This window comes from Sphingobacterium bambusae (assembly GCF_033955345.1).
In the GTDB taxonomy this organism is placed as follows: domain Bacteria; phylum Bacteroidota; class Bacteroidia; order Sphingobacteriales; family Sphingobacteriaceae; genus Sphingobacterium; species Sphingobacterium bambusae.
Genome location: NZ_CP138332.1, coordinates 4,334,890 through 4,347,010 on the forward strand (window position 1 = coordinate 4,334,890; position 12,121 = coordinate 4,347,010).

General features: G+C 44.0%; 9 protein-coding genes. 5 read left to right on the top strand and 4 right to left on the bottom strand.

The features are described from left to right. The first annotated feature begins 27 nt into the window (after positions 1 to 27). On the top strand, positions 28 to 3,105 hold the full coding sequence (locus tag SCB77_RS18060) for a beta-L-arabinofuranosidase domain-containing protein (protein ID WP_320183394.1): 3,078 nt from the start codon (positions 28 to 30) through the stop codon (positions 3,103 to 3,105). 86 nt (positions 3,106 to 3,191) lie between these two features. Here the strand turns inward: SCB77_RS18060 and SCB77_RS18065 are convergent, their stop codons facing one another. Further along, positions 3,192 to 3,623 (bottom strand): nuclear transport factor 2 family protein, encoded by a 432-nt coding sequence (locus SCB77_RS18065; protein ID WP_320183395.1) that lies wholly within the window; start codon positions 3,621 to 3,623, stop codon positions 3,192 to 3,194. A 426-nt stretch (positions 3,624 to 4,049) separates the two neighbouring features. Here SCB77_RS18065 and SCB77_RS18070 point away from each other — a divergent pair, with 426 nt between their 5' ends. From SCB77_RS18070 to SCB77_RS18080, 3 genes are all read left to right on the top strand, one after another. Continuing rightward, positions 4,050 to 5,102, top strand: coding sequence for a sensor histidine kinase (locus tag SCB77_RS18070; protein ID WP_320183396.1), 1,053 nt, complete (start codon positions 4,050 to 4,052; stop codon positions 5,100 to 5,102). After that, entirely contained in the window at positions 5,092 to 5,799 is a 708-nt protein-coding gene (locus SCB77_RS18075; RefSeq protein WP_320183397.1) for a LytR/AlgR family response regulator transcription factor, read from the top strand. The genes SCB77_RS18070 and SCB77_RS18075 overlap by 11 nt, the downstream gene beginning before the upstream one ends. A 158-nt stretch (positions 5,800 to 5,957) precedes the next feature. Continuing rightward, positions 5,958 to 8,552, top strand: a complete 2,595-nt coding sequence (locus SCB77_RS18080; protein WP_320183398.1) for a TonB-dependent receptor domain-containing protein — start codon at positions 5,958 to 5,960, stop codon at positions 8,550 to 8,552. A gap of 123 nt (positions 8,553 to 8,675) precedes the next feature. On the opposite strand, the gene SCB77_RS18085 is transcribed toward SCB77_RS18080, so the two are convergent. Next, complete coding sequence (locus SCB77_RS18085; RefSeq protein ID WP_320183399.1) at positions 8,676 to 9,293, bottom strand: zinc ribbon domain-containing protein; 618 nt, start codon at positions 9,291 to 9,293, stop codon at positions 8,676 to 8,678. A gap of 256 nt (positions 9,294 to 9,549) precedes the next feature. After that, positions 9,550 to 9,948, bottom strand: coding sequence for a (deoxy)nucleoside triphosphate pyrophosphohydrolase (locus SCB77_RS18090; RefSeq protein ID WP_320183400.1), 399 nt, complete (start codon positions 9,946 to 9,948; stop codon positions 9,550 to 9,552). Between the two features lie 314 nt (positions 9,949 to 10,262). On the opposite strand from SCB77_RS18090, the gene SCB77_RS18095 reads away from it, so the two are divergent. Beyond that, positions 10,263 to 10,652: a response regulator gene (locus SCB77_RS18095; RefSeq protein WP_320183401.1), complete on the top strand. Its 390-nt coding sequence runs from the start codon at positions 10,263 to 10,265 to the stop codon at positions 10,650 to 10,652. A gap of 61 nt (positions 10,653 to 10,713) precedes the next feature. Here SCB77_RS18095 and SCB77_RS18100 read toward each other — a convergent pair whose 3' ends face one another. Beyond that, positions 10,714 to 12,033, bottom strand: coding sequence for a response regulator transcription factor (locus SCB77_RS18100; RefSeq protein ID WP_320183402.1), 1,320 nt, complete (start codon positions 12,031 to 12,033; stop codon positions 10,714 to 10,716). Positions 12,034 to 12,121: the final 88 nt, after the last annotated feature.

Sequence of the window (12,121 nt, forward strand, 5' to 3'; positions counted from 1 at the left end):
GCTAGTTTTATCCTTAATTATAAAACAGTGAATTATCTATTTATGAAAGGTTTCAATGAAATATCGTGTTTCCTCGTCACAGCTGCCTTATTAACGGTTAGTGCCGGTGCCGTTAGAGCGCAAAGTGGAGATCAAATATTGGACGGCATTGGTGAGACGGGCATGATTGCGCGGTATGTGTTTGACGGTGATCTTAAAGATTGGTCCCGTAATAATCTGCACGGTAAACTGGCTGCTGGACAACCTTCGTTTGTGCAGGATGAGCAATTTGGAAAGGTCTTGTCACTCGCTGGCGGACAAACTGATTACGTGCTGCTACCACCCGAAGCATTGACGGACTTGGAATCGCTTAGTATTACAGGTTGGGTAAACCTGCGCGTCGATAAAAAAGGACAATATTTTTTTGACTTTGGTCAATCGGCATCGAAACACTTCTTTGCAACCCCACTTGGATCTGCCTCGCAGGCCGGATATCAAGCCGTGGTGTCGGCCAGCGACCAGCGCATCTATTCGGCTGTAGCACCTGCTGTAAGTATCAATAAATGGGTGCATTTAACCATTGTAATTGATATTCCTTCGAAAGCTATACAAACTTATATCGATGGAAAGCAGGTCGCTGAAGCGAAGAATGCCTCCTTGGAATTGGCGGATGTATTTGGTCAATCCGGTGCAAAACGCCAACTTTTTATCGGCAGGTCGTTGACAGCAGGCGATCAAACGCTAGCGGGATTGTTGCATGATTTTCGGATCTACCGGGTGCCACTCACACGCAAGCAAATTGCAGGCATCTACTACAATTCCTTGAAGGATCTGCATGAAGATACAGCACACATGGGAAAAACGGAGGATGATCTTCCAACTTTCCCAATAACTAAGGCGCAGTTGTACAACGCCTACCTACAGGAGGTTGCCGATGTGTCCGTAGAAACTAACGTAGGTGAGTTGCCGCGATTACCTAGCTACGTGCAGGGCAGCTACCGCGATGGCATGGTAGGACCGAAGGTGCGGGTAATCTGGCCTTCCCCCACAGACAACAATGAGGTGCTCAGCGCCGGGCGCTACACCGTTGTGGGGCGTGTTCCAGGAACCGATTTGAAGCCAAAGGCTATTGTTACCGTTCGCGGCAGCAGCAAATCGACAACGCCAATCTCCAAGTTAGCCAGCTTTCAGCTCGATCAGGTATCGTTGGACAACGATATGCACGATCACGATACGAAGTTTATTGAAAACCGTGATAAGTTCGTGCTTACCTTAGCGAAAACTGATCCTAATTCCTTTTTGTACATGTTTAGGCATGCTTTTGGTCAACCACAGCCGCAAGGTGCATCGCCTCTAGGCGTATGGGATAGCCAAGATACTAAACTACGCGGCCACGCTACAGGGCATTACCTAACGGCTATCGCGCAGGCTTATGCTAGTACTGGCTATGATAAAACCTTGCAGGCCAATTTTGCTCAGAAAATGGAGTATATGGTGAATACGCTTTTTGAGCTATCTCAGTTGGCAGGCAAACCACAGCAGGCTGGCGGCGCTGCTGTTGCCGATCCTACGGCGGTTCCTTTTGGCCCTGGAAAAACGGAGTACGATTCGGATCTCAGCCAAGAAGGCATCCGTAACGATTACTGGAATTGGGGTGAAGGGTTTATCAGTGCCTATCCACCAGATCAGTTTATCATGTTGGAGCAAGGAGCTAAATATGGCGGACAGAAAAACCAAGTGTGGGCACCATATTACACCCTGCACAAAATTTTAGCCGGTTTGATTGATATTTATGAGGTTAGTGGAAACAAGAAAGCGTTAGATGTAGCGACGGGGATGGGCGACTGGGTTTATGCGCGCTTGAGTAAAGTGCCTACTGAAAACCTCATTAAGATGTGGAACACCTACATTGCAGGCGAATTTGGCGGAATGAATGAATCCATGGCTCGCCTTTACGCCATCACCAAAGAGGAGAACTACCTGAAGACCGCCCAATTGTTTGATAATATCAAAATGTTCTATGGTGATGCTGATCACTCGCACGGACTGGCCAAGAATGTGGACACATTTCGAGGCTTACATGCCAATCAGCATATTCCACAGATAGTAGGTAGTATGGAGATGTACCGTGTGTCTAACAACCCCGATTATTATAAAGTGGCCGATAACTTTTGGTACAAAGCGGTTAACGACTACATGTACAGCATCGGTGGTGTTGCTGGTGCACGCAATCCCGCTAATGCGGAATGCTTCATCAGCCAGCCTGCCACTTTGTATGAGAATGGTTTTTCTGTGGGAGGTCAAAATGAAACTTGTGCCACTTACAATATGTTGAAATTAACCAGTAACCTGTTTCTTTTTGACCAACGTACAGAATTGATGGACTACTACGAACGCGGGTTGTATAATCATATTTTGGCATCTGTAGCTAAAGATAGCCCGGCAAACACCTATCATGTTCCACTTCGCCCTGGGGCAATCAAGCAATTTGGAAATCCGCACATGACTGGTTTTACTTGCTGTAACGGTACGGCTATTGAAAGCAGTACGAAGCTTCAAAATGCTATTTACTTTAAGAGCAGAGACAATAAGGCTTTATACTTGAATCTCTATATTCCATCCACATTAGATTGGGCTGAACGTGGTGTCAGCATAAAACAGACAACAGATTTTCCGAAAGCCGACGAAACCCGATTAACCATTAAAGGAAGCGGCAAGTTTGATGTGCATGTACGTGTGCCGGCTTGGGCCACCAAGGGTTTCTCGGTTACCATCAATGGTAAAGTACAGCAAGTAGCCGCTGTACCGGGAAGCTACTTAAAGATCAGTCGTAAATGGAAAGATGGAGATGTGCTCGACTTGAAGATGCCTTTTCAGTTTCATCTAGATCCGGTGATGGATCAGCCTAACATTGCAAGTTTATTCTACGGCCCGATATTGCTTGCGGCGCAAGAGCCCGAGGCGCGCAAAGACTGGCGCAAGGTTACCTTCGATGCCCAAGATATTGGAAAAGCGATACAGGGTGACCCTACAAAATTGGAGTTTAGCATAGATGATGTTGTCTACAAGCCTTTCTACGATACCTACGGGCGCCACTCCGTGTATCTTGACGTAACGTTGAAGTAAGTAGTCTTGTCATCTTCTCGTTTCCAACGAGTATTAATACATCAAAAGCCCACCTAAATTGGGCTTTTGATGTATATAAACGTTCGTTATTGTGCTGGATAACTTGTTACCACTTTGCTGACTTTCCATCCTTCTTCAGTTTGGTTAAGTGTAATATAGTCTACACGGGTGAAGTTTTCAAAAACCATCGTTGCTTTTGCAACGCATGCTTGTCCACTCTGATCCAAAATTTCGTAGCTTGTTTTACAGTCGAATTGAACACCTTTGTGCTTCTTCAAGAAGTTGCTGTATTCTTTTTTGCTAAACTTATCACCGTTGGCCGTGTTGCGGTATTCAAAATCCTCGGCAAACAAAAATTTGTTCAATGCTACGCTACCTAGGGTAGTCGCTTCTAGATAAGTGTTGATGACCGTGGTCGATGTCACATCTTTCAAGGGATTGGCAATCACGGTGGCGAATGAGTTGAGGGAAACAAAAAGCATAAATGCTGCGGCGATTGTTGTTAATGTCTTTTTCATGGTCTTGTGTTTTAATATTTTTAATTTTTTACGTTTTCATTTTAAAAACAGCGTTCTTCCTCCACACCGACCAGCCACTAACTTGCTGTTTGATAATTCAAAGATAGCCTAAGGGTGCACAATAGTTGAGGGTAATTAGATGTATCTACGCATATTCTCGGTAAATGCCGTAAAAAAATCGGTGAAGAAATTCTTTTCTTTTTCACCGATAGATAAAAAAAATCCTGAAGCGGGGAGCTTCAGGATTTTTACTAACTAACCAATTATTAACCTAAATTATGAATACTAAAATTCCTGCAAGATCTGTGCCGAAATTTCTTCATTATGAGCTTTTATGCTAAAAATGCTTTTAACAACCACTGAAATATAAGATTCATTGTTTGATTATTTGCAAATAATGTTTACACTTACGCCGTAATCTAAACAATGAATGGAGACCTTATGCTAGGAAAACTCTTTAAATACTACTATCTGCATATCATTATATGGTTTTTACTGTTGTTATTTCCATTCTTTTCCTATGTGTATGAGCCGGATAAGATCAAAACATTTGATCCCTATTTTGCAATTACCCATGTATTGAATATCGCTTTTCTAGCTTCAACCTTCTATTTACTCATCCGCTTTGCTGCACCGAGGTATTTTTTTCGAAATCGATACAAGTTCGTGCTTTTTATAGCCTTAGGCTGGGCAGCCTATATCGTGTTGAACTACCTCATTGTGTATTTTAGTCCGAGCGGCGAATTTCATCGGGTTAATAAGGAAGACGTTTTCTTTTGGCGGATTTTCGTTGGCCCCAGCATTATCTTTTTACTGTGTACGGTGGTAGGCAATATGCTTTTCTTTTACAATGAGCAGGCTCGGCAGAAAGAGCTAAACAAATTGATTGAACTCGAGAAGACAACAGCCGAGCTCAATCTGCTCAAATTGCAAATTAGTCCACATTTCCTTTTCAATACGCTTAATAATATCCGTTGGCAGGTGCGTAAGGCGCCGCAAGAGTCGGAAGAGTCTATCGTGAAGCTCTCCGAAATTTTGCGATACATTATCTATGAAGTTGAAAACAATCGGGTTACTTTACGGCAAGAAACCGAGCATTTACGCAACTTTATTGAGCTGCAGATGCTTCGCCTGCCGGTATCAGGTAGGGTTGCTCTAGAAGTGGATGACAGTTTGAAGAATAGCCTTATCCATCCCTTGCTCTTTATACATTTTGTGGAGAATGCTTTCAAATACGGTATCGATAGCAAGACGTCTCCAGATATACAGTTTGATTTTAAACCCATAGCCGGTGGCATACAATTTCGGTCGCGCAATCGTATTCTATTACCGGGGAAAAACCTGTCCAACGAGGGCATCGGCCTCAGCAACATTAAGCGCAGGCTAGCCTTGCTCTACCCGCAGCGGCACGAGCTACGGATCAAACAAGATGCGGGATATTTTGAAGTCATTTTGCAATTGTTTATCGATGAAGATTAAATGTATATTGATTGATGATGAGCCTTTTGCGCTGAACATCCTTGAGGACGACCTGCTAGCTTTCCCGGATGTCGAGGTGCTGGCCAAGTTCAGTAGCCCCATCGATGTTCCTCAATTTTTGGAAACACAGGCTGTCGATCTTATTTTTTCGGATATACAGATGCCGGAGCTGCTGGGCACACGCTTCATTCGTGATCTTAGAAATGCACCATTGGTGATCTTCACAACGGCCTACCATGAGTATGCTGTGGAAGGTTTCGAGCTCAATGCTGTAGATTACCTACTAAAGCCCATTCGCAAAGAGCGTTTGGCTACTGCGCTAAAAAAGGTAGTTGATCAATTGCGGCTTCGTAAAGTACAGCGCAGCGAAGAGCAGGCCAACTATATTGTGGTTAATGTAGAATATCAAAAGATAAAACTGCTGTTCGAAGAGATTATCTATATCGAAGGATGGAAAGACTATGTGAAGATCCATTTGCTCAATCGGGCTCGGCCTTTGTTGACGCGGAGCAACCTCGGTGGGATGGAGAAGAAGCTCCCTGAAAATCGTTTCGTGCGTATACACAATTCTTTTATCGTCAATAGTGCCCAGATCAAAAAAATACAACCGGGCAAACTGCTTATCGATGCGGGGACACTTCCCGTAGGTAAAAAATACCTTGATAAGCTACTCGCTATCATGTCGGGCAATAGCTAGGCCGCAATGGTATCTTGTCGTTTGGCTGCGATTGGTCTACACTTCATGCGTATCGGTATACAGTTTTTTGCTATTTAACAGATCTCTTTTCATTTTTACACTGTTTCTTGAATTGCTATGTTTTGGCTTTTCGGGATATATGTATGAAAGAAGAGCATATGAAAAAAATAGTATCAAGCTTATTGTTTATGGTTATGACGGTATGGGCCTATGCCCAAATGCCGGGCGCTAATCGTGGCATGGCCAACATGATGCCCGAGGGCAAACTTTCGGGACGTATAGTCGATGAACAGGGAAAACCTGTTACACAGGCTACTGTTATCCTTTTAAAAACGACAGTTGATAGTGCCAGCGCTACCGAAAAAGAACTGCTGTTGCAGAGCGTAAGCTCTAGCGCTAGCGGCTCGTTTAGTTTCACATCGGTTCCCTTGCGCGACAAGCTGACCTTAAAAATCAGCGCTATCGGATATGCCGCATTAGATATGCCTATTGTTTACGAAATGCCCAAACCCGATAGCACAGCGCAGCCGGGCAAGGCTCCCGACCCCGCCATGCTAGCCAAGTTAAATGCCGCACTCAACAAAGATCTAGGCACCTTATCCTTGCTTGCGGATGCCACACAGTTGGATGAGGTGACCGTTACGGCGCGCAAAGCACTGTTGGAGATCGACATCGATAAGAAGGTGTTCAACGTAGAGAAGAATATTGTGTCTGCTGGCGGAACAGCGATTGATGTGATGCGTAATATGCCGTCAGTACAGGTGGATATTGATGGTAATGTCAAGTTGCGCAATGCTGCGCCTACAATTTTCGTCGATGGGCGTCCCACTACGCTATCTTTGGATCAAATTCCTGCAGATGTCATTGAGAAGGTCGAGATCATCACCAATCCTTCCGCAAAGTATGATGCATCGGGCAGTATGGCTGGTATCCTAAATATCATTTTGAAGAAAAATAAAAAGACAGGTTACAACGGGACAGTCAACCTCGGAGCGGATAGATTTGGCGGTAGCAATCTAATGGCCAGCCTCAATGCTCGGCAGAACAAGGTGAACCTTTCATTGACGGCCATGAACATGCGTATGCGCAATAACACGGAAGGGAATAGCGAGCGCGCAAGCACAATCAACGGCATCGATGCGCTCACCACGCAAGATATTGATAGTAAAACCAAAGGTATGATGACCTTCGGTCGTCTGGGGATCGACTACGATCTTTCCGAGCGCACAACACTTTCCTTGGCCGGAATTATGGCTGGCGGACGTTTCAAGCCCGAAGAGCAAACCCATATCGTGAACAGCTCGCAGGGAACAACATCGGTCAGTGATCGTTTGGCAAATACCGAGCGAAGCTTTAAACCGCGGGGCTTACAGGCCGGGTTGGTGCAAAAATTTGCAACGGAAGGAGAAGAGCTCACAGCGGACTTCAATTATTTCGGCGGGAAAAATGAAATGGATGGTTTGTACACGACCAACTACCTCAATGCAAATAGTCAAGTAGGAGGCACACAGGTGCAGCAAAACATTGGCTCCGGCGATAATATGTTTATGACAATACAGATGGATTACGTCAAGCCGTTTAAAAACGGGATGAAGCTCGAGACTGGTCTGCGTGCACAACTTAACGAGATTTCCAACATCAATGAAAACCGGTTGAAGGCTGTTGGTGAGAGCGATTTTAGGGATATCTCTTCGGCCTCGTCCAACTATGAGAGCAACAACAGCGTTTATGCGGCCTATGCCTCGCTAGCTGGTGATTTGCCTAAGCTCTTTTCCTACAAGGTGGGACTGCGGGCAGAGAGCTCTACCTACGATGGCAAGTTGCTCAATACAGGCGAAACATTCAGCAATCGGTATCCGTTAAACTTATTCCCATCGTTGTTCTTGAGCCGCAAATTATCGGATAAAGATCAGGTGCAGATCAGCGCTACGCGCCGTGTCAATCGTCCCAATTTTTTCCAGTTGATTCCTTTCGTGGATTATACGGATAGTTTGAACATTACCCGTGGTAATGCCGATTTGGTTCCAGAGTTTACCACCTCAGGTGAACTAAGCTATAGCCGTACTGGCAATAAGGGAACGTTCTTGGCTTCCGTGTATTACAAATACACAGATAACTTGATCACGCGCTACCTGTCGCAGGAAACAAATCCAATCACGGGCAACCTGGATTTTATCAATACCTACATCAATGCTAGTTCCAGCCAAAACTATGGTGCGGAATTCACGTACACCACCAACCTGAAAAAATGGTGGGATCTTACGGCAGATCTTAACTTCTACAATTCGCGTATTGATATTGATGAGGAGAATAGCCAAGACCCTATGTGGACGGTGTTTGGTAAGTTGAATAATAACTTTACGCTACAGAAACACTGGTCGGTACAGTTGGCTTTTGAATATCAAGGAAAAACAAATATGCCTGTTACCCAACAGCAAAACTTTGGCCCGCCGTCGCAGGCACAGAGCTCTTCGCAAGGGTATATTAAACCTTTTTATGGTCTTGATTTAGCCATCAAAAAGAGCTTCTTGAAAAATGAGATGGCGGCAGTTACCCTCTCGGTTAGTGATATTCTGCGCACACGAGGAAATACGATCGTTTCCTACGGTGAGGGTTTTTCGCAAACGTATTACCGCCTTTCTAATCCACAGATCGTTAAACTTAATCTCTCGTTCCGTTTCGGAAAAATGGATATGAACATGTTCAAGCGTAACAAAACGCAAGATTCTATGGAAGGTATGCAAATGCAATAGTATACGCGTTTACGATAGCGTGTAAAGATGCTTCTTAAAAAATAAAGGTCGAATTTTTTAAGATATAGCTAGAAACAGCCTGGGATTGTTCCCGGGCTGTTTTTGTAAAACATATCCTATCGGCTATTCACGGTCTATGCCAACAATTTGTCTTTTGGCTTTCATCGTCGCAATGTCGGCACGCGCAATTATCACCTGCTCCGAGTAGCTGTTATGATGCTGCTGTTTTAGTTTGCGCAGGCCGTTGCGTCCCTCTGCTTCGTAATCGTTTATAGCGAAGACAATCGAATCGGTACCTACTTTGGCTATTCGATATAAGGTGTAGTAGGACTTCCCATTGGCTTCGTGCTTTATCTCATATACATCGCCCACGGCTGGCGTCTCCAGGTAATCGTCGGTATTCATCGATGATGATATGCCTGCTGCCACCGCGGATCCCACAAAGAGTAGCAAGATGATCAAGCCCGCAAAATAGCCGGGTGAAGTTTTTGGTAGCCCCTCTTGATGAATCTGGTTCATCGTCTGTGGATCGATTGACCTTTGCTCTCGTACCTGCCGACAGTGATTGCAAACCGTCATGATACGACTTTTATATGGAAAAACAGGAATCCAAAAAATATGGAAATAGCTGATTTGTTTGTACCCGAAAATAGCATTGGCGGTTCCGCAGTAGGCACAGTCTCCTACAGCTTGGCCTGCCTTGTTATGCAATACTTTGCTTCTTGTTCCGAAAATAATCATCTGATGCGTGTTAAGTGTTTTTGGATCATGGGTTTGCTAATCTTTACATACATCAACTTTAAATCTATCCTAATTGTTTTAAATGTTGTGTGATTGTTTTGTGTAAAAAAAATCCTGAAGCGGGGAGCTTCAGGATTTTTACTAACTAACCAATTATTAACCTAAATTATGAATACTAATATCTTCGCAAAAGCTATGCCAAAATTATGCTTGTATATTGCTTCTTTTCAATTTTAGTCTTTTGCTCTTCATTCCATTACGAGATGCCCTCCGCGCATAGTTGCATAAACTGTGCTACAATGGGCTTATCCGCCTCTGCCCAGTCAAAATCGTTTAGCGTTTGCCATGGAACCCAAATGGCTTGCGCGTGTTCGGCCAGTCGGATTGATCCGCCCTGTGCCCTGCATAAGAAAGGGTATAGCTTAATCTCAAATGTCGGATAGGTATGTGTTACCGAGGATAGTTCTTTTCCTACGGTAATTTCAAGGCCGAGCTCTTCCTGAATTTCTCGTATTAGACATTCTTCTTTACTCTCTCCGTCTTCGACCTTTCCGCCTGGAAATTCCCATGTCAGTGGTAGTGCCATGGCAACCGAACGTTGGCATACTAGCACGTGATCGGCTTCTTGAATTATAGCACAGGTTACGTGTATCATCTAGTAAAGATAGTTTTTTTTTAGCGGAGGATGTGGTGACAAAGTGACGAGGTGATCATAGTGACAGAATAAAAAATTGATAATACAGTGATAATAGTGTTACAATATATTTTTTTTAGTTTAGGCTTGATACTGAGTGTAGTAAGTGTTTTAATTTCTGTCGTTTACAGTTGCTAGCTTTTTTTTGAAGTTATTATACTGTTATGCATCCATTTTCCTATAAACTTGGACGGGTATTTGATTATCCCGCTACAGATGCTAGAAGCAGATGACGAGGGCCTTGCTGTGTAGCATAATTAATAAAGTAGAAACTAATGATTCAAAATAAAGTATTTATCTGTGATGACGATGTCAGCATAGCAAAAACCTTAGAGTTAATTTTTAAGATGAACGATGTGGATAGTATTATCGAGACAGATAGTACTAAGGCTTTTGCGCAAATAATGGCGTTAAAGCCTGCCATTGTGGTTGTCGATCTGCATATGCCGGTACTTTCTGGGAAAGAGTTGATCCGTCTTATCCGCAGTACGCCGCAGCTCAAAAAAACGTTTATCCTCTGTATTTCCGCGAGTGATGATGGTCGTGATGTGGCGCTAGAGGCTGGAGCTAATATGATTTTGCCCAAGCCTTTTGATATGGACGATATCATTGCAATTGTCGGAAAGATCTTGACGGCCAAATTCCCTAAAGATGCCGTTGCATAGCCATTCAATAAAAAGTGCAAAAAAGCGGTCTATTGCTCCAGTAACAATAGACCGCTTTTTTTTATGCTACATCGTGTCGCTTCTCGATTCCCAAGCTATATATACTTGGCGGCGTTCCAAAATGCTTATGGAAGTCTCTGGAAAAATTAGACTGCCCGCTATAGCCAACCATATTTGCCACTTGCGTAATATTGTATCGTTGCTGCGCAAGGAGCTCGGCTGCTTTGTTTAGCTTCGTGATATGGATCAGCTCATTTGGTGTCATATCCGAGTATTTTTTGACTTTGCGAAAAAGGGTTGGTCGGCTCATGTTCATTTGTTTGGCCAGCTCGTCTATGCTAAGCTCATTGTCCGATATGTGGGTATATAGTACAAGCTGCAGGCGCTTCATAAAATCACTATGACTGGTTTGCTGCGGTATGTTTTTGGGATAGGAACGCAGCGTGTTAGATACATAATTCTGCATGATCCTTCTGTTCGCAAGTAAATTATCGATTTGTGCCGCTAGTAAGTTAGAAGAAAAAGGTTTTTCCACGTAAGCATCTGCACCACTTAGCAGTCCCTGCATTTTGTTTGCCGTGGCATGCTGTTCCACAAGAAATACCACGGGGATATGGCTGTGAAAAGCTTTTGCTTTCATGTGTCTACACAGGCTCATACCATCCATCAGTGGCAGGGCAATTTCTGTGATGACGAGGTGGATCTCTTGCCTTGTCAATAAATCGAGAGCCTCCTTGCCATGTTGTGCATGCTGTATCCTGTAGTCCGCTTTTAGAATTTTAATTAACGCTGCCCGTATTTCCATGTCGTTTGCTACCAAGAGTAGCACTGGTTTGTCATGCTCCTTTTTGTTTTCATCGTTTTTAAACCAATTGCTGTCATGTCGGTCTTCTAACATAGTTTTCCCGCTGCCTTCGGCTACGATAGGGATAACGATGGTTAGACATTGTATATCCTCTTCCTCGCTCGCTATAGCTTGGTAGTTTTGGTAACGATGGGGAATAGACCAGCCGCTCGTGTCCTGCGTCGAAGGACTATACGCTTGTTGTTCATCGCTATCGCTCTGTTGCGCAAATTTCTTCGTAATAGATGGTGGCCACTTGCTTTTTCCGTCGGTCCTTACGGCAATGTGAAAGTGCCAATCGTCACTACGGAAGGGAAGTAGCTCCACTACAACCTGACTCTCGGCCTGTTCTAGCGCTTGCTGTATAAGCTCGGTAAAAACCGCTCGAAAGGTATCGCTGTTAATGACGGTTGTGAGGTTAATTCGGGGAAGGGTGAGTGTGTAATCGATGCGTTTAACTTGCGCAAGTTTGCGCTGTTCGTAAAATGTCTCGGACAACAATAGGTTGACATCCGTCTTGACGTGAAATAAGCTCATAATAATTTTTGTTTATCCTGTTTAGTTTATAGTTAGCCGATTTATATTATAGTGCATCTCGTTCCTCACTCGGAGATACCTATCATAA